This is a genomic window from Limnohabitans sp. 2KL-17 (assembly GCF_003063415.1).
In the GTDB taxonomy this organism is placed as follows: Bacteria; Pseudomonadota; Gammaproteobacteria; order Burkholderiales; family Burkholderiaceae_C; genus Limnohabitans_A.
Map to the genome: position 1 here is coordinate 1 of NZ_NESK01000028.1, position 21,574 is coordinate 21,574.

Below are 21,574 nucleotides of genomic sequence, written 5' to 3' on the forward strand. Positions count from 1 at the left end.
CGCATCGTGAAAAGGCTCTCGGTGAAGGTGTCAGCGCCGCGCATCATGTGTCCGTGTAGTTGCTCAACAATTAACGTTTCTCAGGGGCTCGGCGTGGACCTAAACATGGGAGTATTTCAGCAGCCTGTTAAAGGCCCAGGCCACCTAGCGTTATCAGCTCAAAGGATGGTGGCCAGTGTCTTTACCAACCCCAGCGTTCCCTGCTCTGAACCCGAGCGCCGCACCGTTTCGGCTTGGGTCTGACTTGCATTGTCAGGACTGGCCTGAAGAAGTGAAGGCATTGATTTTTTGATTAATTTTATTTTTAACATTCAATACATGGGATGAAGGGCTTGAGAAAATAACATTTTGCAAAAAATTCAGTTGACCGGTTTCGGTCGCAATGGTTTTATAAGCGGAATAATCAATGAATTTCCACTCCTCAGACAAGGCCAAACTTAAATCCTCACTGAATTCAGAGATACAGCTGGCCATGATATCGGCTTCATTCAACAAAATTGTTAACCAGTCTTGAGACCATTCAAAAATCTGATTTTCAACTCTCAAATGATTTGCTCTCATCATTGAAAAATCCGATCGCTCTACGGCATATTTAATCCGGTCAATCCAAATTATTGGGATATGGTGTTTTTCCAAAATGGGCATCACGGCTGCCAAGGATTTTTTTTCAATCTCTGCGGGGTTTGTGTTGATACGTCCAGGGTGTTCGAAATCATGCACGGCTGCGGTCAGCAAGCCAGCCGCCATCCATGCTGGTTTTCGTGAATGAAACTGCTCGGTTTCTATGAGCATTTGCAAAGACATGGCCACTGACACATCAGCGGTATGAAGACGATTGTGGTAATTGGGCTCATGGATATGGGCTGCATTCGAATACATTATTTCAAAGGCTTCAGACACTTCCAGGGCCGCTGAAAGCATTTGTTTCACCTCTGACGTCAATTCACTGTCTCGAAAATCCATGAATTCAATGCACTCTTGCATGACTTTCGGCAAGCCCACCCAGTGTTGCGGCCATGAAGCACGCAGCGTCATCCATGCATGATCCAAACAAGAATTCCAACTTGCGGCCTTTTTATCCAGAAAAAGATTCAAGTGACCTCCTTGAAAACTGACAAGTCTTTAATCTCTTTTGATGGCATTGTTCATGGATTGCTGCAACAAAAGCGCCTCCATGACCACCACAAACAATGGGGAAAAGGAGCAAAGCAAATTGACGGCTTCTATATTGTTGATTTTTTTGCAGACCACGTCTCCTTTGGCGCAAACAGTTGCATTTCTTATACCGCCAGACAAAATGGCTGCCTCACCAAAAGATTGCCCCTCTGGAATGGCCCCAAAAACCTGACCCTTTTGATCAAGCAGTTCCACCTGGCCTTTTTTCAGAAAATACAGGTCCGTTGCAGGATCTCCTAACTTGAAAATCGTCTGACCATCACTGAATTCTTCAAGAATAAAATTACTCATGGTGGTTTTTCAGAGTGTTAAATGGTTGTCAAATTTCGCTTGATGATCGTGGCCATGATCAAACGCAATTCTGCTGGAAGAACTTTTACAATTTGATTAACTTTGTGGAATGAAATGATCTTGACTTGCACTGAAGTTAAAGCAACCGCTGTATATCTTGATGCCAAGCCAGCCATGCCCTCTGCTAAACCCAGTACGGAACCAGCCCCCAGCATGTGAATCTTGTTGCCGCGCTGAATTTGCACCTCTCCATGAACCACAAAATAAGCGTCCTCGAACTTTTGGCCAATTTCAATGATTTTTTTGTTTTTCAGAAACAAGTTTTCATTGAGCAAAGGCGTCCGCAAAATACTCAAAAACAGTCGTTCATCACTCGACAGATGCCCTGCTTTCAAGGCCGCAGAACCCTCGCCCGAGTGCAGGTAATGGGCACCGAGTTTGACCAACTTTTCTGAATCAACCGAAAAGCAAAGCGGTTGGGCTGTCATTGATTTTTTTCTCCGTGTGTGACCAACGTGTTGAAGATCCGCGTTCCCTTATACCCCGCATATTCAAGTACGAGGTGCAACACGGTTGAACCGACTGTTTGTTCTTACTGCGCGGGCCTTGGTGGAAAGCACATTTTTCAAAACAATATTTTCAAAACCCGACGCAGCACCCCCATGCCCGCCAGCACCTGAGCACCACCTGTGAGCACCTGATGCTCGAAGGTCAGGCTCGGTGAGCCTTCATCGCCTTGTCCACTTCCAGTGCGCCTTGCGCAGAACCCGACAGCGGCACCAACTCGCCTTGGCGGTCCTTGACCTGCGCCATGGCCGCAGCCAAGCGCTCGGCTGCATCAGGGCCGGTGCCCAGGTGTATGCCCTGAGTCAGGGTGATGTGCGCTACCTCAAAGCTGCCTGCACCGGCGCAGATAATGGTGCGGTTGGGTGCCTCTTCGCTGGCCATCACCAGCATGGCGGGCACCACGGCGCTGGGCTCCAAAGCCTTGAGCACTTGCTCTGGCATCAGGCCTTCGGTCATGCGGGTAGCGGCAGTGGGGGCCAGGCAGTTCACCCGAATGTTGTGCTTTTCACCCTCGATGGACAGGGTCTGCATCAAGCCCGCCACCGCCATCTTGGCCGCACCGTAATTGGCTTGGCCAAAGTTGCCGTACAAACCGCTGGAAGAGGTGGTCATCACCACACGGCCGTAGTTTTGCGCCTGCATGATGGGCCAAACGGCCTTGGTGCAATGCACCGCGCCCATGACGTGCACGTCCATCACCAGCCTGAAGTCAGCCAGTTCCATCTTGGCAAAACTTTTGTCGCGCAAGATGCCGGCGTTGTTCACCAAAATGTCCACCCGGCCCCAAGCGTCCACCGCCTGCTGGACCATGGCTTTCACGGCATCAAAATCGGTGACCGATGCGCCGTTGGCCATGGCCTCACCCCCGGCTGCGCGAATTTCATCGACCACGGCCTGCGCCGCCGAAACCGATCCACCCACCCCGTGCACATCGCCGCCCAAGTCATTCACCAGCACTTTGGCGCCGCGTGCTGCCAGGGCCAGAGCATGCTGTTTGCCCAAGCCCCCCCCTGCGCCCGTGACGATCGCAACGCGGCCTTTGAATTCGATGCTCATTTATTTTTCCTTGGATTGATGGCTTGTGAGTGGGTGACAGGGCCGAACAGCACCATCTGCTAATCTGGTAACTCAGAGAAGCTTTGTTCGACTTTAAAGCAGCCAGCCATTGTGTTGTGTTGCACGATTGACACCCCGCCATGGAACTCAACACCAACATCATCACCACCGCACCTCTGGACTCTGCTTCGGTGGTCTTGCTGCGCGACAGTGCACAAGGCATGCAAGTGCTTTTGCTCCGGCGCCACCAGGCGTCCAACGTGTTGGGTGGCGCCTATGTGTTTCCGGGTGGCAAACTCGACGCGGCTGACCAAAGTCCTGGTTTGCTGGCCCAACTGAGCCAGGATATCGGCACCTTGCACCAGCGACTGGCCGAGCCAGATCTGAGCGCTGAACGGGCTGCGGGCCTTTTTGTGGCGGCTATTCGCGAGGCGTTTGAAGAGTGCCGCATCTTATTGGGCCAAACCAGCGATGACAGCCCGGACCTGCAAGCCTTGCAAGACGCTTTGGCCAGCGGGCAAAGCTGGTCAGAGGCCTTTCAAAACCTTTCGCTTCGCTTGTCCACCGACACCCTGGTGCCCTGGACCCGTTGGATCACACCCCGACAGTCATCCGTCACCCACAAACGCTTTGACACCCGTTTTTTCATCACCCGGGTGCCCGAAGGTCAAACCGCCGAACACGACAACCATGAGACCACTGAAGCGCTGTGGATTACACCGCGCGAGGCGCTGGTCCGCTACTGGGACCACCAAATCGAGCTGGCACCGCCGCAAATCATGGGTCTGGTTCAGCTTGGCAGACACCAGAACACCCAAAGTGCGCTGACAGAAGCCCAAAGCCGCCGCCCCCCCGTGGTGGAGCCAGAACCCTTCGACCAAGACGGCGTCCGAACCATTTGCTACCCCGGTGACCCACGGCATTCGGTGGCGCGATCGGCGTTTCCCGGCCCGACCCGCCTGATGTTCAAAAACAAGCGCTTTGAGCCAGAATTGGGTTTGGCAGCTTTGCTGGGTCAAGATTAACTATTACAATTTGTAACACTAATAGATCATCTCCAGCATTCATGAACGAAACAACTGCCCCCATTTATCTGTCTGTTGAACGGGCGATCGAATTCATTGGCGATGCCAACGGGGTTTTGTCCTTGTTGAACACCTTGCACCAGACTTTGGGCGAAGACCTGCCGCGTATTCAGGCATTGTTGGAAAATGATGACATGCATGGTGTGAACCGCGTGTTGCACCAGCTGAAAGGATTCACGCCTGTGTTCTGCGTTGACAGCCTGGTTGAACTGGTCGTGCGTGTTGAGCAAATGAGCAAGCACGCTGAACCCACTGATGTCCGTGCAGCCTACAACCAATTGGCCCCCCAGCTGGAGACGCTCCGCACTGAAGTCGCCACACACCTGGCGCGCCACCCGCAGGCTTGAACAAGCCTTGATCCGTTTCAGTGGACTGCACAGCCACTGGACGACAAAGCACCAACCTCAGGCGCAAATTTCAGTCTTACCGATCTTTTCTGAAGATTCTGGCAAGTTTTGTGCGTCCAGCCACTGCGCAATGGCGGCGGGGTCATGCATCAGACGCAGTTGGTCAAACGCCTCGTGTGCCTGTGGGTGGACCCGCCGCAAATAATTGAGCCATTGCTTGAGCCGCCCCGCGCGGTGCCGAGGCGCCACCCGCTGGCTGATGCCCTGCCAGAACAGGCGCATCAACACCACGATGTGTGCCCAGGTCACGGGCTCCCCGATCGACGTTCCTGTCTGCACTGAATCGTGGTGCGCAATGGCCAAAGCCAGACCCGGGTCGGCCACCATGCCACGCCCGATCATCAGCCGCTCACACCCGGTCACTTCGCGGCAACGCAATGCATCTGACAAAGTCCAGATTTCGCCATTGGCCACCATGGGCAATCGCACATGCTGGCGCAAATCGGCAATACGGTCCCAGTAAGCGGGCGGCCGGTAGCCATGAGCCTTGGTTCGGGCATGCACGACCAGATCGCTGGCACCGGCAGCCTCAATGGCCTGTGCGCAGTCCTCGGCGCGTCGGTCATCGTTGAAGCCTAGGCGCATCTTCGCCGACACCGGGATGTGCGCCGGCACTGCACGGCGCACAGCAGCCACGATGAGCCCCACCAACTCGGGCTCATCCAGCAAGACCGCGCCACCCCGGTGCTGGTTCACTGTTTTGGCGGGGCAGCCGAAATTCAAATCAATGCCGGCAGGTCCCAGTTCGGCCAATGCGGCCGCATTGTCTGCGAGGCAAATTGGGTCTGAGCCCAGCAACTGCACACGGACCGGCACCCCTGCGGGGGTGCAACTTTTGTTCAGCAATTCAGGCGCCACGCGAATGAAGGCTCGGCGTGGCAGTACGGTGTTGGTGACCCGGATGAACTCCGACACGCACAAGTCCACACCACCCACACGCGTGAGCATGTCACGCAAGGTGTGGTCAAGTAGCCCTTCCATGGGCGCCAACAAAATGCGGCTGCCCAAGCTGCTTGCGGTCATGGGGTCAGGCCATCAACTGAGCTTGCGCTTGAGCCGGACTTCTTCAATCTTCACGCCCCCCAGTGGCACGGTGCGGGCGGTGTTCATTTCGCGCTTGAAACCCGCCAAATCGTGGAAACGCAAGGTTTTCTCATGCAAAAGCGGCAACCAGACGGTGACCTCCGTGCAACCCTCTTCTTCCAGGCCTTCGAGTGCCGCGTCCCACAAGGCCAGGCCAATACCTTGCCCCAAACGGTCGGGGGCCACGTAAATGGCCCAGATTTCGCCTGTTGTATTTTTGGATTTGGGGTCGCGTGAACGGTCAAATCCGACAAAACCGACCACCTCACGGTCATCGATGGCCACCATGACTTGCGGCTCACCGTATTCAATCGCTTCTTTCCAGAAGGACACACGTTTGGGCATGGGGGTGGCGTCCCAATGCGCATCAGGCACCTGGCCAGCGTAGGCAGCGCGGCAGGCGCTCACATGCAGTGCGGCCACTGCGGGGGCGTCTTGAAGGGTGGCAAATCGGACTTGGATATCGGACATGGCTTGAACTTGAAAGGAAAAAAACGTGCTGAAAAACCAGGTCTTTCGGCGCAAAACCAGACATTGTCGCCGCTTCGGTTATCTTCAACACATGAGGACGTCTTTGAGCAGCATGAATTATCCGTTGGCACATCACCTGAACGTCCTTGGCGGTCAAGCTGCCAACACTTTCAAGAAGGGGCGAACCTGGTTTTTTGCAGGGCTTGTCTGGACAGTCGGTGTTCTTGCCACGGGCCTGGCCGGCGCCCAAACCCCTGGCCGGTTTGCCGACGATATGGCCGAACGCACCCGTGCCTGCACCGCCTGCCACGGCGACCAGGGCCGCGCTGGACCCGATGGCTTTTACCCGCGCCTGGCAGGCAAGCCGGCAGGCTACCTGCACAACCAGCTGCGCAATTTTGCGCAAGGCCGACGCCATTACGACCTGATGGCGCGTCTGGTCAACCCCTTGGCCGACGACTATCTGGGCGAAATGGCCCAGTACTTCGCCAACCTGAAACTGCCCTACCCGCCCCCCACGGCCAACAATCCCATCTCGCCCGAACGCCTGGCCAAAGGCCAGCAGCTGGTGACCCAAGGCGACCCCGCACGTGGTCTGCCCGCTTGCACGCAATGCCATGGCGTGCGTCTGACAGGCGTGCAGCCCAACGTGCCGGGCTTGCTTGGCTTGCCACTGGACTACCTGAACGCGCAGTTGGGCGCCTGGCAGACCGGGCAACGCCGCGCCCACGCCCCCGATTGCATGGCCAAAGTGGTCAAACGCATGCCGGCTGCAGACCTGATTGCTGTTTCGAGTTGGCTGGCACGCCAGCCCTTACCACCTCAAACTCAGGCAGCAGATCGCCCCCCTGCAGGCCCCGCGCTGCCAGAAGCGCTGCGCTGTGGCAGCGCGCCCGAACTGTCTGCCCAGGAGCCAGCGAAGCCCAATGCCGGAGGCCGATCATGAACCGCCTCATGCTTTCCGCAAAACCCTTTCGGCGATTGGGCCAAACCATTTTGCTCAGCCTTGGAGTGCTCGCTTTAGGGGTGGTGTGGGACAACTGGGGCGACATGGTTTTGCCCCAAAAAGACGCCCCGGCCCTTTCGGGCATGACGACCGAAGCCCAAATCGAGCAGGGACGTTACCTGGCCCTGGCGGGAAACTGCATGGCTTGTCACACCAGCCTGGGCGGGCCAGCACTGGCAGGCGGACGCCGCATCGACACGCCTTTTGGTGGTGTCTACAGCAGCAATCTCACCCCCGATCCGCAGACAGGCCTGGGTCGATGGGATGCGCAAGATTTTTGGCAAGCCCTGCACTTGGGCCGCTCCAAGGGTGGGCGCTTGCTGACCCCGGCCTTTCCTTACAACCACACCAGTGTCATCGCCCGCGAAGACAGCGATGCGATTTTTGCCTGGCTGAACACCCAAGCCCCTGTCGCCCAGCCACAGCCCGCCCACAGCCTGGTCTGGCCCGTGGGCACTCAGGCGGCCCTGGCCGTCTGGCGCAGCATGTACTTTGAGCCCAGTCCCTTCGTGGTGGACAAGCAGCAAAGTGCCCAATGGAACCGTGGTGCTTACCTGGTGGAGGGTCTGGGCCACTGCGCGGCATGCCACAGCCCGCGCAATGCGCTCGGAGCGAGTGGCGCGGTCAATGATCTGTCAGGCGGCCTGATGCCGGTGGTCAATTGGTACGCCCCCGACCTGACCCGTGACGCCGAAACCGGCTTGGCCAGCACACCCCTGCCCGAGATCGTGCGCCTGTTGCGCACCGGTGCATCGGCCTCGGCTCAAACCAACGGCCCAATGGGCGAAGTGGTGCAACACAGCCTGCAACACCTTAGTCCGAATGATCTGCAAGCCATGGCGGTTTATTTGCAATCGCGTGCACAAAATGCCCCAGAGCAGGCCCTGCAGAGTCCTCGCCAGCCAGCCCGCATCAGCCTGCAAGTCGCCAACCATGGCACCAAGGTGTACGAACGCCATTGCCTGCAATGTCACGGTGAAAAGGGCGAAGGCATCAACACCCCAGATGGCAAGGTGGCCTACCCGTCCCTGGCAGGCAACCGCGCTGTGCTGATGAAGGACCCGACCAATCTGGTGCAAGTGCTGTTGTACGGCGGCTACGGCCCTGTCACCAAAGGCCACCCCCGCCCATTTGGCATGCCCCCTTTTGTGCTGGAGCTGGACGACCGCGACATTTCGGCCGTACTCACCCACCTGCGCACCCAGTGGGGCAACCAGGCTAGCGAAGTCACGCCCCTGCAAGTCAACCGTATACGGGCAGCGCAAGGGCATTGATAAGTCTGATGGGTCTGCCTTGCCCCAAGGCACAGGCGTGTCAACTTCAGCACCGAATTGCCATGGCCTTCCTATTACCATGCTCACCATGAAACACCACCTTTACATCCTCACCGGGGCCTCGCGGGGCATGGGCTTGGCCATCGCCGAGCAATTACTGCAAGAAGGCAACAGCCTGCTGTGCATCTCGCGCCACGCCAACCCCAGCCTGCAAGCGGCGGCACAAAAAAACAACGTGTCCTTGGTGCAATGGACCCAGGATTTGGCCGATGGTGAAGGCGCCAGTCATCGCTTGAAGACTTGGTTGCAAAGCCAAAACGCAGCCGATTTGGCGAGCGTGACCCTGATCAACAACGCCGGCGCCATTCCCCCGATCCTGCCACTTAGCCAATCGAGTCCCGCCGATTTGGCACAGGCGTTGCGCGTGGGTCTGGAAGCGCCCATGGCCTTGTGCGCGGTGTTTTTGGGCGCCACTGAAACATGGACCATGCCAAGAAAGGTGCTCAACATTTCTTCGAGCCTGGGGCGCAATGCCATGGCCTCACAAGCAGGGTATTGCGCTGCCAAAGCAGGCATGGACCACTTCACGCGCTGCATGGCACTGGACGAAGCCCTCAAGCCCAACGGCGCCAAAGTTTGCTCTTTGGCCCCTGGCGTGATCGACACCGACATGCAAATTCAGTTGCGTGGCGCAGCCGGGGAGGCTTTTCCGGACCAGTCAACGTTTTTGCAACTCAAGGAAAGAGGTCTGCTGAGCAGCCCGTCCCATGCGGCAACACTGGTGCTGGGATATCTCGCCCGTCCTGACTTTGGTCAAAAGTCCGTGGCCGACATCCGGGACTGAGCAACTGCGTTAGGGACAGTAACTTGCCGGAGTTTGAAAATTTCTTTGTCAGGTCAACGTAGCCATTGACCCCGACACTTGCAAGGTCAAACTTGTTGATTTTTGTCATTTTTAAAATACTGGAGACATCCCATGAGCCGTGAAGTTGTTGTTGTCAGCGGTGTGCGCACCGCCATTGGTACCTACGGCGGCAGCCTGAAGGACATTGCGCCCACCGAGCTGGCCGCCCAAGTGGTGCGCGAAGCCCTGGCACGGGCCGGCACCGACGGCAAAGACGTTGGCCATGTCGTGTTCGGCCATGTGGTCAACACCGAGCCCAAAGACATGTACCTGTCGCGCGTGGCAGCCATCAATGGCGGCTGCGCCGAGGGCACACCGGCTTTCAACGTCAACCGTCTGTGCGGCTCGGGCCTGCAGGCCATCGTCAGCGCCAGCCAGTCCATCATGCTGGGTGACTGTGACATCGCCATTGGCGGCGGTGCCGAAAACATGAGCCGTGGCCCCTACGCGTCCTTGAGCGCCCGCTGGGGTGCCCGCATGGGAGACACCAAAATGATCGACATGGTGGTCGGCGCCCTGCACGACCCCTTCCATGCCATCCATATGGGTGTGACCGCTGAAAACGTGGCCGCCAAATACGGCATCACCCGCGAAATGCAGGACGCGCTGGCCGTGGAAAGCCACAACCGTGCCGAACGCGCCACCTTGGCCGGCTATTTCAAAGACCAGATCATGCCGGTCATGCTCAAGAGCAAAAAGGGCGAGATCGCTTACGCCACCGACGAGCACTTCCGCCCTGGCTGCAAGCTCGAAGACATGGCCAAGCTCAAGCCGGTGTTCGTGAAAGAAAACGGCACTGTGACCGCTGGCAACGCTTCAGGCATCAACGACGCCGCTTCTGCGGTCGTGCTGATGGAAGCTGGCGCCGCCAAGGCACGTGGTGCCAAGCCGATGGCTCGCCTGGTGGGTTATGCCCACACCGGCCTGGACCCGAAAATCATGGGCTTGGGCCCGATCTCGGCAACGCAGGCCGTGCTCAAGAAAACAGGGCTGAGCGTGAATGACCTGGACGTGATCGAGGCCAACGAAGCCTTTGCCGCCCAAGCCTGCGCCGTGACCCGCGAACTGGGTCTGGACCCGGCCAAGGTCAACCCCAACGGCTCGGGCATCTCGCTGGGCCACCCGATTGGCGCCACCGGCGCGTTGATCACCGTGAAAGCCTTGTACGAACTGCAGCGCGTCAACGGCCGTTACGCACTGGTCACCATGTGCATCGGTGGTGGTCAGGGCATCGCGGCGATTTTTGAACGCATGTGAGCCTTCAGGGCTTGACGGCAGCCGTCACCACCACTTCAATCCGGTAAGCCGGATTGGCCAGCGCCGCCTGCACGGTGGCGCGTGGTGGGGCGGTGCCGCTCATCACCCAGGCGTCCCACACCTCGTTCATGGCGGCGATGTCCGTGATGTCTTTGAGGTAAATCTGGGTGCGCAAAATGCGGGTTTTGTCGCTGCCCGCTTCGGCCAGGCGCAACTCAATCTGGCTCAGCACATCGGCTGTCTGGCTGCGGATGTCGGCAGCCTCGCACTCGGGCACCATGCCCGCCAAATACACCACACCATTGAAGATGGCCGCCTCGCTGTATCGGGCGGCCACATGCAGTCTTTTCAGGTCTTGGCTCATGGTTTTTTCTGGCCCAATTTCGACTCGGTGCCCGCCAGCAGTCGGTTGATGTTTTCGCGGTGGCGCCAAACCAGCAGCAAGGCCATGACCGACAAGCAAAAGACCTCGGCCACTGTGGCTTGCCAGGCAACGCCAGTGCCAAACAGGTAAAAGGCGGGTGCAAACACAGCCGCCACCATCGAGGCCAGCGACACGTAGCGGCTGAAATAAACCACGATGGCAAAGGTCAGCACGGTCGCCAGGGCCAAGAGGCCATTGACCCCGACCACCACGCCCACCGCCGTGGCCACACCTTTGCCGCCCACGAACCCAAAGAACACGGGGTACAAATGCCCCAAAAAAGCGGCAAGGCCAGACAAAGCGGCCACGCCCGCACCCAAGCCGTACTCAGGCCCATAAGTCAGAACCAAGGCCACGGGCAGCCAGCCTTTGGCTGCGTCCAAAAGCAAGGTCAGAATGGCCGCCTTTTTACTGCCCGAGCGCAACACGTTGGTGGCACCAGGATTTTTGCTGCCATAGCTGCGGGGGTCACTCAGACCCATCAAGCGGGTGACGATCACTGCGAAGCTCAGTGAACCCACCAAGTAACTGACCAACACCACGGTCACTGGAATCAATATGTCCATTGAAGGCTCCCTTGTTCTTGTACGGGCGTCATTCTGCCAGCGCGCAATTCACAGGCTGCGCTGCCAACAGCTGCACGCAAACCTGCGGGTCAATGCCCAACAGGTAACCGCGCCTGCCACCGTTGATGCAAATGCGCGGTAAGGCCAGGATGCTCTCTTCAATGAACACCGGCATCGACTTTCGGGTGGCAAAAGGTGAGGTACCGCCCACCAGATAACCGCTGTGGCGATTGGCCACTTCAGGCGCACAGGGCTCGACCGATTTCAGGCCGATCTGCCGCGCCAGATTTTTGGTGGACACCTTGCGGTTGCCGTGCATCAGGACCACCAAGGGCCTGGCGTCCTGGTCTTGCATGATCAAGGTCTTGACCACCACAAACGGGTCCATGCCCAGCACCTGCGCGCTGTGCTGGGCGCCGCCGTGTTCCAGGTAGTCGTAAGGGTGCTCGGTGAAGCTCACCCCCTGCTGGCGCAAGAGCGCAGTGGCAGGAGTTTCACTGACTTTGTCTTTTTTGGCCATCGGCCAATGTCACAAAGCCGGATCGCGCATTTCCCACCGGATGGCGTCGATGGCCTTGACGACCTCTGGTGACAACTCGGTTGTCCAGGCGGCGAGGTTTTCGTTGAATTGGGCCACCGAGGTCACACCGATGATGGTGCTGGTGACGCACCAGCGGTGGTAGCAAAAAGCCAAGGCCATCTGAGTGGGCGTCATGCCGTTGTCGCGTGCCAGCTGGTTGTAGCGGCGTGCAGCCACCAAGGCTTCAGGGCGGCCCCAGCGTTGCTTGCGCATCGAGTCGTACCGGGCAATGCGGCCGCCATCCGGCAGCAGCGGGCCGGTCAGATCAAAGTTGTCGTACTTGCCTGTCAGCAAGCCAAAGCCCAGGGGCGAGTAAGCCAGCAAGGACACGTTCAGGCGATAGCAGGTTTCGTCCAGCGCGTTGTCATAGGTGCGGTTGACCAGGCCATAAGGGTTTTGCACCGTGGCCACGCGCGGCAGACCATGCTGCTCGGCCAGGCGTACAAATTCGTGCACACCATAAGGCGTTTCGTTGGACAAGCCGATGTGACGGACCTTGCCTGCCTTGACCAGTTTGGACAAGGCCTCGAGTTGTTCGTGGATCGGGGTGAGCGGCTTGTCTTTGCTGGGGTCAAAATAAGTGATGCCAAACACCGGCACATGGCGCTCGGGCCAATGGATCTGGTACAAGTCGATCACATCGGTTTGCAGACGGCGCAGGCTGGCGTCACAGGCATTCAGAATGTCTTGCCCGGTCATGCCCGAACCTTCTCGAATCCATGGCATGCCGCGTGAAGGCCCCGCCACCTTGGTGGCCAGCACCAACTTCTGGCGGGCACCGGGGCGCTTGGCCAACCAGTTGCCGATGTAGGTTTCGGTGAACCCGCAGGTAGCAGCCGTGGCGGGCACAGCGTACATCTCTGCGGTATCGATGAAATTGATGCCGGCTTCGAGTGAGCGGTCCAGGATGGCGTGTGAATCCGCTTCGTGGACTTGCTCACCAAAGGTCATGGTGCCCAGGCAGATGGGGGTCACTTGCAAGTCGGATTGTCCGAGCTGAACGAGTTTCATGGTGTTTCCTGTGTTGTTCTGAAGAGGTTACGGCCGTCGACAGAGGGCCCTTGCTGAGAATGCTCGACGGGGCCACATCGGAGTGACAAAAGCCCATTGGCAAACGCTTATTTTGTCACGGCATTCAAGACGGGCTGATGGCTGCGATCCGGGCTTCTTCCTGTAGCCGCAGCACCCGGCGTTGAACTTTGCCCGTGGTGGTCATCGGCAACTGGTCGATGAACTCGATTTCCTTGGGGTATTCGTAGGGCGCGAGCAAGCCCTTCACATGGCTTTGGAGCTGGCGTCTGACCTCGTCGTCAAAGGCAAACTGACCCGCCCCTGCAGGTCTGCGACTTAGCCAGTCGGGCGACATCACCACATAGGCTTTGACCAACGCGCCGCGGTCCGGATCGGGCTTGGGTACCACCGCCGCATTGGCAACTGCAGGGTGTTTGACCAGGCAATTTTCAATCTCGCCAGGGCCGATGCGGTAACCCGCCGCCTTGAACATGTCGTCGGTCCGGCCCTGGTACCAAAGGTAGCCATCCGCATCGGCCACCGCCATGTCACCCGTGCGGCACCAGTGGCCGGTGTATTTGGCCTGGGTGGCTGGGTCGTTGCGCCAATAACCCAAAAAGAAAACAGGGTCGGGCTGACCGTGCACGTCAAAGCGGTTGACGGCCACCTCCCCCGGCGTGCCAGCAGGGCACACGCGGCCCGCTTCATCAATGACCGCGACCTGGTGGCCCGGATATGCTTTGCCCATGCTGCCGGGTTTGGCAGGCCACAGGCGGGCACAGTTGCCCACCACATAGTTGATCTCGGTCTGGCCAAACATTTCATTGACCGTGATGCCCAACTGTTTTTGACAGTAATCAAATACCGCATCACCCACGGCCTCCCCCGCGCTCATCATGGCCTGGAGATGCAGCCGATACCGGGCCTTCACATTGGGCACCGCCTTCATCATGGCTTTCAGGGCCGTCGGAAACAGAAAGGTGTGCGTGACGGCATGGCTTTGCAAAATCTCAAAAGCTGCTTCTGGCGAAAAGCGCCCGTTGAAGGCCACGATGGGACGACCGAAATACAAACTTGGCAGCAAGGCGTCCATCAAGCCACCCGTCCATGCCCAGTCGGCAGGCGACCAAAAAACGGCCTTGGAGGGGCGATCGGCGCGGTCCGGGTCAAAGCCAAACCAGTTTTGGCTGCACACAAAACCCGTGAGGTTGCCGATCAAGGCCCTGTGCGGAATCAGGGCGCCCTTGGGGTTGCCGGTGGTGCCACTGGTGTAGATCAACACGGCCGGATCCTCGGCCAAGGTGGGCACGGCCTTGAAGGTGGGCGCACTGGCTTGAGTGACCTGGGCGTAATCCAGATCGGCCAGCGCAGCCGCCTGCCCAACGCCGATCAGGGTTTGCAAACTGGGGCAGTCGGGGCGGGCCTGTTGCAAAGCCTGCACCGTGGATTCGTCGCACACCGCCACACGGGTCTGGCTGTCGTTGATGCGAAAAGACAAGGCCTCGGGCCCAAACAGCATCGACAAAGGCATGGCCACCGCGCCCATTTGCAAAACGGCCATGTAGGCCACGGCAGTTTCATAGCGCTGGGGCATCACGATCGCCACCCGGTCGCCGCGCTGCACGCCTTGCGCCCGCAGCACCCGGCTCAGGCGGTTGGCATCTTGCTGCAACTGCCCAAAAGTCCAACTGCGCCCCAGGCCCTGCCCCGCCACATGCTCACGCACGGCCTGTCGTTTGGCGGTGGCTGGCTGCGCTGCCCACTGCCCGCAACACGCCTGCGCCATGTTGAATTGGCGGGGCACTTTCCAGCCAAAGCCCTGGTGAATGTGCAGGTATCGGTCAATTTGAGGACGGGCTTGGCGGTCTTGGGTGCGACTGACGCTCATGGAATGTCTCCTTATGATGGAAAGTATGTACCAAGTTTTACGCGAACCACAAAGCCTTTGGGTGCCGCTGCGCGGCTGCCGTTACCACGTTCGTCAATGGGGCACAGCCAAGCCCGGTGTCACGCCCTTGGTGCTGGCCCATGGGTGGATGGATGTGGCCGCTTCCTGGCAGTTCATGGTCGACGCCTTCAGCGAAGCCTTTGCACAGCAGCGCCCCATTTTCGCCATGGACTGGCGGGGCTACGGTCTGACTGAAGCCCCTGCCACCGACTGTTACTGGTTTCCCGACTACCTGGCCGACCTGGACGCCTTGCTTGACAGCCTGTCACCCGGCCAACCTGTGGACTTGGTGGGCCACAGCATGGGTGGCAACGTGGTGATGATGTACGCAGGCACCCGCCCCGAGCGCATCCGCCACCTGGTCAACCTCGAAGGCTTTGGCTTGGCGGCCAGCCAGCCCACTCAAGCCCCTGCACGCATGGGTCAATGGCTGGACGAACTCAAAGCGCAGCGAACGGGCGAAAAAGACCTGAAACCCTATGCCGATGCACTGGGAGTTGCTGCGCGCTTGATGAAAACCAACCGCCGCCTCAGTCAGGACAAGGCCAACTGGTTGGCGCAGCACTGGGCCAGGCCCGGCAGCGATGGGCAGTGGCGCATTCTGGGCGATGCGGCGCACAAGGTCATCAACCCCTATTTGTTCCACGTCGAAGAAGCCCTGGCCATGTACGCTCGGATCAGCGCCCCCGTGCTGGTGGTGGAGGCTTCTGACGATTCACTCGGCCAGTGGTGGAAGGGCAAATACACGCTGACCGAATTTCATGAGCGCTTGAAAGCTGTCCCGGCGCTTGAGCAAGCCATCATCCATGATGCCGGCCACATGCTGCACCACGACCAACCGCAAGCACTGGCGTCAGTGCTTGAGAAGTTCATGGGCTGAGAAGCCCTAAAATCACTTGGTTTTCATTTTGGCGATTGTCGGCGATGCACTTCCTTCATGTTTTACGTTTTTCCCTGGCCGCGGCCTTGACTTTGTTTGTCAACTTGGCGAATGCAGATGCGGCAAGTCGCTATTGCCCCGACTTTTTGGCGGTCAAAGGTGCTGCGGAACCCACACACCGCGGCGAGTTCACTTTTTCCCCTTTCACCCACCACTGGAGTCAAAACCCCGAGCACAAAAAAGTGGTCATGGTGGCCTTTGACGAACAGTTGCCGGGAGACCGTTTGTGTGGCGTCAGCTTTTTCACCAACTCATTCGGCCAGCCTTCGGTTTATGTTTACGCAGGCCAGCAGTTCAACGCGCTTTTGGGCGTGCCTAAGCTGTATGCCAAAGTCACAGGCGGCCTGATGTATGGCTACGTTGCCCCCTATGAAAACAAAGTCCCTCTCAATTACAACGGTTTTTCACCGGCCATTATTCCTTCCCTCGGCTACAGATTGAGCCAACACGACTCGGTTCAACTCCAATTCCTGGGCAATGCTGCCTTGATGTTCTCCTACGGGCGTCAGTTTTAAAACGCAGTCACCACGGCCCCCTGCCAACTCATGAGAAAATGCCCGATTTACCGAATCGGACACATACCCCATGGACGCAGAACACATCAACCAAATCGGCGCAACCCTCACTGACCTGACGGCGCGGACCCAAGCATTACGGGGGTATCTTTGACTACGATGCCAAATCTGAACGGCTGAGAACCGTCAACGCATCGCTCGAAGATCCATCGGTCTGGAACGACCCCAAGAAAGCCCAGGAACTGGGCAAAGAGAAAAAAACCCTCGACAGTGTGGTGATCACCATCACCAACTTGACCAGCGAGCTGGCAGACAACCTTGAACTCTTCGAGATGAGCAAGGAAGACGGCGACGACGATGGCCTGTTGACCATCGAGGCAGAAGCCGCCAAGCTGTCCAAACTGGTCGAGGACCTCGAATTCCGACGCATGTTCCGCCATGAGGCCGATCCACTGAACTGTTTTGTAGACATCCAGGCGGGCGCTGGCGGCACCGAAGCTTGCGACTGGGCCAGCATGCTGCTGCGCCAGTACCTCAAATACGCCGAGCGCAAGGGCTTCAAGGCCACCGTGGAAGAAGAAACGCCAGGCGATACCGCGGGCATCAAGGGGGCCACCATCAAGATCGAAGGCGATTACGCTTTTGGTTTGCTGCGCACCGAAACCGGCGTTCATCGCCTGGTGCGCAAAAGCCCGTTTGATTCATCGGGCGGACGCCACACATCATTCGCCTCTTTGTTTGTCTACCCGGAGATTGACGACTCAATCCAGATCGACATCAATCCCTCTGACGTGCGGACCGATACCTTCCGCGCCAGTGGTGCGGGTGGTCAGCACATCAACAAAACCGACTCGGCCGTGCGGCTGACACACATCCCCACGGGCATCGTGGTGCAGTGCCAGGATGGACGAAGCCAGCACAGCAACCGCGACGTGGCCTGGCAACGGCTACGCTCTCGTTTGTACGACTTTGAAATGCGCAAACGCATGGAAGAGCAGCAAAAGCTGGAAGACACCAAGACCGATGTGGGCTGGGGTCACCAGATACGAAGCTACGTGCTGGACAACAGCCGCATCAAGGATTTGCGCACCAATGTCGAGATTTCGGCCACCCAAAAAGTGCTCGATGGCGACCTCGATGCGTTCATCGAAGCCTCACTGAAACAAGGCCTCTGACCCGGTCAGACCTCAACCAAAACGGAGTTAGTGATGCGTGAAGGACAACCCACCGCGATTAACCGGGCGGCCTATGCCGCCCCGGCCTTCTGGATCGACACGGTCGATCTGACGTTCGACCTCGACCCGACCAAGACCCGCGTCTTGAACAAGATGCGCCTGCGGCGCAACACCGATATGCCAGCGCAGCCCCTGCGTCTGGACGGTGAAGACCTCAACCTGGCGCGCGTGCTGGTCAATGGCGCAGGCACTTCCTTCAAGATGGACGGCAACCAACTGGTGCTGGAAAACCTGCCCGAAGGTGCCGATGCCTTTGATCTGGAAATCTTCATCACCTGCAACCCCGAGAAGAACACCCAGTTAATGGGCCTGTACGTCAGCAACGACTCGTTCTTTACCCAGTGCGAGGCCGAGGGGTTTCGCCGCATCACCTACTTCCTGGACCGGCCTGATGTGATGGCCAGCTATGCCGTCACGCTGCGGGCCGACAAGTCCAAGTACCCGGTGCTGCTGTCCAACGGTAACCTGGTCGAGCAGGGCACACTGGAAGATGGCCGCCACTTTGCCAAATGGGTCGACCCGCACAAAAAGCCCTGCTACTTGTTTGCATTGGTCGCGGGTCAACTGGTCGCGCGCGAACAACGCATCCTGAGCCGCTCCGGCAAAGAACACTTGCTGCAAGTGTTCGTGCGCCCCGGTGACCTGGACAAAACCGAACACGCCATGAACTCGCTGATGGCCAGCGTGGCGTGGGACGAAGCCCGTTTTGGTTTGCCACTCGATCTTGAACGTTTCATGATCGTCGCCACCAGCGACTTCAACATGGGCGCGATGGAGAACAAAGGCCTGAACATCTTCAACACCAAATACGTGTTGGCGAACCCGGCCACAGCCACCGACATGGATTTCGGGAACATTGAAAGCGTGGTGGGTCACGAGTATTTCCACAACTGGACCGGCAACCGCATCACCTGCCGCGACTGGTTCCAGCTCTCCCTCAAAGAGGGTCTCACGGTCTTTCGCGACCAGGAATTCAGCCAAGACATGGCAGGCGACGTCAGCGCTCGCGCCGTCAAGCGCATCGAAGATGTGCGCGTGCTGCGCACCGTGCAGTTCGCGGAAGACGCCGGCCCCATGGCCCACCCGGTGCGGCCTGACAGTTATGTCGAGATCAACAATTTTTACACCGTCACCATTTACGAGAAGGGTTCTGAAGTTGTTCGCATGATGCAGACCCTGGTGGCCACGCCCAGCGACAACCAAGGCCGCGAAGGCTTTGCCAAGGGCATGAAGCTGTACTTTGAACGCCATGATGGCCAAGCCGTGACCTGCGATGACTTTGCACAAGCCATTGCAGATGCCAACCCCGACTCGGCCCTGGCGCGCAACCTGGTCGAGTTCAAGCACTGGTACAGCCAGGCGGGCACCCCCCGCCTGCAAGCGGCCGGCGACTACAACGCCCCTGAGAAAACCTACACACTCACGCTCAGCCAAAGCTGCCCCGCCACGCCCGACCAGGAACGCAAAGCACCCTTCGTGATTCCCGTCACACTGGGCTTGCTCAGCCGCGAAGGCCAGGCGCTGCCGCTGCAACTGGCAGGTTCGGCAAGCAGCAACTTGCAGCAGACGCTGGTCCTGAAGGACAACAGCGCCAGCTACACCTTTGTCAACATTGACAGCGAACCCGTGCCCTCGCTCCTACGGGGTTTCAGTGCCCCTGTGGTGCTGGAAGACGGCTTGTCTGCCATCGACCTGCTGATCTTGCTGGCCCACGACAGTGACCCGTTCAACCAATGGGAAGCCGGTCAGCGCCTGATGCTGCAAAGCGCTCTTGACGCGATCCAACAAAACAAGGACCTGACGGGCATTCCGGTGCTGTCTGATGCGCTGGTGAGTGCCTTGCGCAATGTGTTGCGCCACCCCGAATTGGATGCGGCCTTCAAGGACCTGGCCCTCACGCTGCCGTCTGAAAACTATATCGCCGACCAACTGGATGTGGTCGACCCGCAACGCGTTCACGCCTTGCGCGAAAACATGCGCCTGCAACTGGCCAACGCCTTGCAAGCCGACTGGCAATGGGCTTGGGACACCCACAAAAACAACGGCGCCTACACACCCGATGCCAAGTCGAGTGGACGCCGCGCTCTGGCCGGTCTGGCCATGAGCATGTTGTGCGTTGCCGCGGTTCACAGCGGCGACTCCGTCACGCCGGGCCGTGTTTACCAGCAGTTCAAAGACGCCAGCAACATGACCGATCGCTTCAATGCCTTGTCGGCGCTGGTGGTCAGTGGCCATGCCTTGGCACAAGACGCACTGCCCCTCTTTCACAAACTCTTCCAGCACGAAGCCCTGGTGATCGACAAATGGTTTGCACTGCAAGCAGGCGCGCCTGACCGCACTGGCGATGTGTTGCCCCGTGTGCGCCAGCTCATGCAACATGCCGACTTCAGTTTGCGCAACCCCAACCGTGCCCGCAGCCTGATCTTCAGCTACTGCAGCGCCAACCCGGCAGGTTTTCACCGCGCCGATGCAGCAGGCTATGTGTACTGGAGCGAGCAGGTTCTGGCGCTTGATGCCATCAACCCGCAAGTGGCTGCACGCCTGGCGCGCGCCATGGACCGCTGGAGCCGCTTGGCCGAGCCCTACCGCAGTGCCGCCCACGTCGCGATCGAACGCGTGGCCGCCAAAGCCGATCTCAGCAACGATGTTCGCGAAGTCATTGGCCGCGCCCTGAGCGTGGCCTGATCACGCCGCCATAACGCAAGGAATCTCCATGAGCAGCAAAATTTCCCTTTCCCGCTATCTGGTAGAGCAACAGCGCGACAAAGGCCATATCCCGGCCGAGTTGCGCTTGCTGCTCGAGGTGGTGGCCCGTGCCTGCAAAAGCATCAGCCACGCCGTCAACAAAGGGGCTCTGGGCGGCGTGCTGGGCAGTGCCGAAAGCGAGAATGTGCAAGGCGAAGTCCAAAAAAAGCTGGACATCATCGCCAATGAAGTGCTGATTGAGGCCAACGAATGGGGTGGCCACTTGGCCGCCATGGCGTCTGAAGAGATGGACAGCATTTACCTGGTGCCCAATCGTTATCCACAAGGCGAATACCTGCTGCTGTTTGACCCTTTGGATGGCTCGTCCAATATCGACGTCAACGTCAGCATTGGCACCATCTTCAGCGTCCTGAAAAAGCCCGAGGAAAGTCAGGGTGTCACCGAGAAAGACTTCTTGCAAGCTGGCAAAAACCAGGTGGCAGCAGGTTACTGCGTGTATGGCCCGCAAACCACACTGGTGCTCACCGTGGGCGACGGCGTGGCCATGTTCACACTCGACCGAGAGCAAGGCTCTTTTGTACTCACGCAAGAGAATGTGCGGGTGCCCGCTGACACCCAAGAGTTCGCCATCAACATGAGCAACATGCGCCACTGGGATGAGCCCGTACGCCAATACATTGACGAATGCCTTCAGGGCAAGGATGGTTCACGCGGCAAGGACTTCAACATGCGCTGGATTGCCAGCATGGTGGCGGATGTGCACCGAATCCTGACCCGTGGCGGCGTGTTCATGTACCCCTGGGACAAGCGTGAACCGCACAAACCCGGCAAGTTGCGCTTGCTCTACGAAGCCAACCCCATGAGTTGGCTGATCGAGCAAGCTGGTGGTGCGGCCACCAACGGCAAAGATCGCATTCTGGATCTTCAGCCAAACCAGTTGCATGAGCGCGTGAGCGTGGTGCTGGGCTCCAAAAACGAAGTCGAACGCGTGACGGCCTACCACGCAAACGGATCGTCATCGAAAAGTTAACGGAAACCACTTAAACGGTTGAGCTGCCCATAAGTTGTGACA

Annotated in this window: 22 protein-coding genes; 11 read left to right on the top strand and 11 right to left on the bottom strand. The window is 58.5% G+C overall.

What is annotated here, in order from left to right:
• Positions 1 to 252 precede the first annotated feature (252 nt).
• From B9Z45_RS13590 to B9Z45_RS13605, 4 genes are all read right to left on the bottom strand, one after another.
• Complete coding sequence (locus B9Z45_RS13590) at positions 253 to 1,095, bottom strand: 3',5'-cyclic nucleotide phosphodiesterase (RefSeq protein ID WP_146180918.1); 843 nt, start codon at positions 1,093 to 1,095, stop codon at positions 253 to 255.
• 27 nt (positions 1,096 to 1,122) lie between these two features.
• Positions 1,123 to 1,467, bottom strand: coding sequence for a cyclic nucleotide-binding domain-containing protein (locus B9Z45_RS13595; protein WP_108407763.1), 345 nt, complete (start codon positions 1,465 to 1,467; stop codon positions 1,123 to 1,125).
• A gap of 17 nt (positions 1,468 to 1,484) precedes the next feature.
• Positions 1,485 to 1,955: a cyclic nucleotide-binding domain-containing protein gene (locus B9Z45_RS13600; RefSeq protein WP_108407764.1), complete on the bottom strand. Its 471-nt coding sequence runs from the start codon at positions 1,953 to 1,955 to the stop codon at positions 1,485 to 1,487.
• A 223-nt stretch (positions 1,956 to 2,178) separates the two neighbouring features.
• Positions 2,179 to 3,090: an SDR family NAD(P)-dependent oxidoreductase gene (locus B9Z45_RS13605; protein WP_108407765.1), complete on the bottom strand. Its 912-nt coding sequence runs from the start codon at positions 3,088 to 3,090 to the stop codon at positions 2,179 to 2,181.
• 140 nt (positions 3,091 to 3,230) lie between these two features.
• Between B9Z45_RS13605 and B9Z45_RS13610 the strand changes: the two genes are divergently transcribed.
• Complete coding sequence (locus B9Z45_RS13610) at positions 3,231 to 4,115, top strand: NUDIX domain-containing protein (protein ID WP_108407766.1); 885 nt, start codon at positions 3,231 to 3,233, stop codon at positions 4,113 to 4,115.
• 41 nt (positions 4,116 to 4,156) lie between these two features.
• Positions 4,157 to 4,522: an Hpt domain-containing protein gene (locus B9Z45_RS13615; protein ID WP_233252205.1), complete on the top strand. Its 366-nt coding sequence runs from the start codon at positions 4,157 to 4,159 to the stop codon at positions 4,520 to 4,522.
• 57 nt (positions 4,523 to 4,579) lie between these two features.
• On the opposite strand, the gene B9Z45_RS13620 is transcribed toward B9Z45_RS13615, so the two are convergent.
• Positions 4,580 to 5,605 carry a tRNA-dihydrouridine synthase gene (locus B9Z45_RS13620; protein ID WP_108407767.1) on the bottom strand — a complete coding sequence of 342 codons (1,026 nt, stop codon included), beginning with the start codon at positions 5,603 to 5,605 and terminating at the stop codon, positions 4,580 to 4,582.
• A gap of 12 nt (positions 5,606 to 5,617) precedes the next feature.
• On the bottom strand, positions 5,618 to 6,136 hold the full coding sequence (locus B9Z45_RS13625; protein WP_108407810.1) for a GNAT family N-acetyltransferase: 519 nt from the start codon (positions 6,134 to 6,136) through the stop codon (positions 5,618 to 5,620).
• A 103-nt stretch (positions 6,137 to 6,239) separates the two neighbouring features.
• Here B9Z45_RS13625 and B9Z45_RS13630 point away from each other — a divergent pair, with 103 nt between their 5' ends.
• From B9Z45_RS13630 to bktB, 4 genes are all read left to right on the top strand, one after another.
• On the top strand, positions 6,240 to 7,082 hold the full coding sequence (locus tag B9Z45_RS13630; protein ID WP_370445845.1) for a cytochrome c: 843 nt from the start codon (positions 6,240 to 6,242) through the stop codon (positions 7,080 to 7,082).
• A gap of 8 nt (positions 7,083 to 7,090) precedes the next feature.
• On the top strand, positions 7,091 to 8,416 hold the full coding sequence (locus B9Z45_RS13635) for a cytochrome c (protein ID WP_199221910.1): 1,326 nt from the start codon (positions 7,091 to 7,093) through the stop codon (positions 8,414 to 8,416).
• Positions 8,417 to 8,504: 88 nt separating this feature from the next.
• Positions 8,505 to 9,260 (top strand): SDR family NAD(P)-dependent oxidoreductase, encoded by a 756-nt coding sequence (locus B9Z45_RS13640; RefSeq protein WP_108407812.1) that lies wholly within the window; start codon positions 8,505 to 8,507, stop codon positions 9,258 to 9,260.
• A 132-nt stretch (positions 9,261 to 9,392) separates the two neighbouring features.
• The gene (gene bktB / locus B9Z45_RS13645) at positions 9,393 to 10,577 is read left to right on the top strand and encodes a beta-ketothiolase BktB (protein ID WP_108407769.1); all 1,185 of its coding nucleotides are present in this window, start codon (positions 9,393 to 9,395) and stop codon (positions 10,575 to 10,577) included.
• 4 nt (positions 10,578 to 10,581) lie between these two features.
• On the opposite strand, the gene B9Z45_RS13650 is transcribed toward bktB, so the two are convergent.
• From B9Z45_RS13650 to B9Z45_RS13670, 5 genes are all read right to left on the bottom strand, one after another.
• Positions 10,582 to 10,941 (bottom strand): RidA family protein, encoded by a 360-nt coding sequence (locus tag B9Z45_RS13650; RefSeq protein ID WP_108407770.1) that lies wholly within the window; start codon positions 10,939 to 10,941, stop codon positions 10,582 to 10,584.
• Entirely contained in the window at positions 10,938 to 11,567 is a 630-nt protein-coding gene (gene plsY, locus B9Z45_RS13655; RefSeq protein WP_108407771.1) for a glycerol-3-phosphate 1-O-acyltransferase PlsY, read from the bottom strand. Before plsY ends, B9Z45_RS13650 begins: the two co-directional genes overlap by 4 nt.
• Before the next feature lie 28 nt (positions 11,568 to 11,595).
• Positions 11,596 to 12,087, bottom strand: a complete 492-nt coding sequence (locus tag B9Z45_RS13660; RefSeq protein WP_108407772.1) for an aminoacyl-tRNA deacylase — start codon at positions 12,085 to 12,087, stop codon at positions 11,596 to 11,598.
• 9 nt (positions 12,088 to 12,096) lie between these two features.
• Positions 12,097 to 13,158 carry an aldo/keto reductase gene (locus B9Z45_RS13665; RefSeq protein ID WP_108407773.1) on the bottom strand — a complete coding sequence of 354 codons (1,062 nt, stop codon included), beginning with the start codon at positions 13,156 to 13,158 and terminating at the stop codon, positions 12,097 to 12,099.
• A 124-nt stretch (positions 13,159 to 13,282) separates the two neighbouring features.
• A complete protein-coding gene (locus tag B9Z45_RS13670; RefSeq protein WP_108407774.1) occupies positions 13,283 to 15,046 on the bottom strand; it encodes an acyl-CoA synthetase in 1,764 nt (587 codons plus the stop codon).
• A 25-nt stretch (positions 15,047 to 15,071) separates the two neighbouring features.
• Here B9Z45_RS13670 and B9Z45_RS13675 point away from each other — a divergent pair, with 25 nt between their 5' ends.
• From B9Z45_RS13675 to B9Z45_RS13695, 5 genes are all read left to right on the top strand, one after another.
• Positions 15,072 to 15,986: an alpha/beta fold hydrolase gene (locus B9Z45_RS13675; RefSeq protein WP_199221911.1), complete on the top strand. Its 915-nt coding sequence runs from the start codon at positions 15,072 to 15,074 to the stop codon at positions 15,984 to 15,986.
• Between the two features lie 44 nt (positions 15,987 to 16,030).
• Complete coding sequence (locus B9Z45_RS13680; protein ID WP_108407776.1) at positions 16,031 to 16,561, top strand: hypothetical protein; 531 nt, start codon at positions 16,031 to 16,033, stop codon at positions 16,559 to 16,561.
• A 70-nt stretch (positions 16,562 to 16,631) separates the two neighbouring features.
• A protein-coding gene (prfB, locus tag B9Z45_RS13685; RefSeq protein ID WP_108407777.1) for a peptide chain release factor 2 occupies positions 16,632 to 17,736 on the top strand; the annotation gives its coding sequence in 2 pieces (ribosomal slippage) (positions 16,632 to 16,712 and positions 16,714 to 17,736; 1,104 coding nt in all).
• A gap of 33 nt (positions 17,737 to 17,769) precedes the next feature.
• Positions 17,770 to 20,481 carry an aminopeptidase N gene (pepN, locus tag B9Z45_RS13690; RefSeq protein ID WP_108407778.1) on the top strand — a complete coding sequence of 904 codons (2,712 nt, stop codon included), beginning with the start codon at positions 17,770 to 17,772 and terminating at the stop codon, positions 20,479 to 20,481.
• A 28-nt stretch (positions 20,482 to 20,509) separates the two neighbouring features.
• Entirely contained in the window at positions 20,510 to 21,532 is a 1,023-nt protein-coding gene (locus B9Z45_RS13695) for a class 1 fructose-bisphosphatase (RefSeq protein WP_108407779.1), read from the top strand.
• Positions 21,533 to 21,574: the final 42 nt, after the last annotated feature.

Coding starts and splice junctions, on each gene's coding strand:
- B9Z45_RS13635 (WP_199221910.1), top strand. CDS start 7,091: ATGCTTTCCGCAAAACCCTTTCGGCGATTGGGCCAAACCATTTTGCTC.
- B9Z45_RS13610 (WP_108407766.1), top strand. CDS start 3,231: ATGGAACTCAACACCAACATCATCACCACCGCACCTCTGGACTCTGCT.
- B9Z45_RS13600 (WP_108407764.1), bottom strand. CDS start 1,955: ATGACAGCCCAACCGCTTTGCTTTTCGGTTGATTCAGAAAAGTTGGTC.
- B9Z45_RS13670 (WP_108407774.1), bottom strand. CDS start 15,046: ATGAGCGTCAGTCGCACCCAAGACCGCCAAGCCCGTCCTCAAATTGAC.
- B9Z45_RS13640 (WP_108407812.1), top strand. CDS start 8,505: ATGAAACACCACCTTTACATCCTCACCGGGGCCTCGCGGGGCATGGGC.
- B9Z45_RS13605 (WP_108407765.1), bottom strand. CDS start 3,090: ATGAGCATCGAATTCAAAGGCCGCGTTGCGATCGTCACGGGCGCAGGG.
- B9Z45_RS13665 (WP_108407773.1), bottom strand. CDS start 13,158: ATGAAACTCGTTCAGCTCGGACAATCCGACTTGCAAGTGACCCCCATC.
- B9Z45_RS13620 (WP_108407767.1), bottom strand. CDS start 5,605: ATGACCGCAAGCAGCTTGGGCAGCCGCATTTTGTTGGCGCCCATGGAA.
- B9Z45_RS13695 (WP_108407779.1), top strand. CDS start 20,510: ATGAGCAGCAAAATTTCCCTTTCCCGCTATCTGGTAGAGCAACAGCGC.
- B9Z45_RS13615 (WP_233252205.1), top strand. CDS start 4,157: ATGAACGAAACAACTGCCCCCATTTATCTGTCTGTTGAACGGGCGATC.
- bktB (WP_108407769.1), top strand. CDS start 9,393: ATGAGCCGTGAAGTTGTTGTTGTCAGCGGTGTGCGCACCGCCATTGGT.
- B9Z45_RS13625 (WP_108407810.1), bottom strand. CDS start 6,136: ATGTCCGATATCCAAGTCCGATTTGCCACCCTTCAAGACGCCCCCGCA.
- B9Z45_RS13675 (WP_199221911.1), top strand. CDS start 15,072: ATGTACCAAGTTTTACGCGAACCACAAAGCCTTTGGGTGCCGCTGCGC.
- plsY (WP_108407771.1), bottom strand. CDS start 11,567: ATGGACATATTGATTCCAGTGACCGTGGTGTTGGTCAGTTACTTGGTG.
- B9Z45_RS13660 (WP_108407772.1), bottom strand. CDS start 12,087: ATGGCCAAAAAAGACAAAGTCAGTGAAACTCCTGCCACTGCGCTCTTG.
- B9Z45_RS13595 (WP_108407763.1), bottom strand. CDS start 1,467: ATGAGTAATTTTATTCTTGAAGAATTCAGTGATGGTCAGACGATTTTC.
- B9Z45_RS13650 (WP_108407770.1), bottom strand. CDS start 10,941: ATGAGCCAAGACCTGAAAAGACTGCATGTGGCCGCCCGATACAGCGAG.
- pepN (WP_108407778.1), top strand. CDS start 17,770: ATGCGTGAAGGACAACCCACCGCGATTAACCGGGCGGCCTATGCCGCC.
- B9Z45_RS13680 (WP_108407776.1), top strand. CDS start 16,031: ATGCACTTCCTTCATGTTTTACGTTTTTCCCTGGCCGCGGCCTTGACT.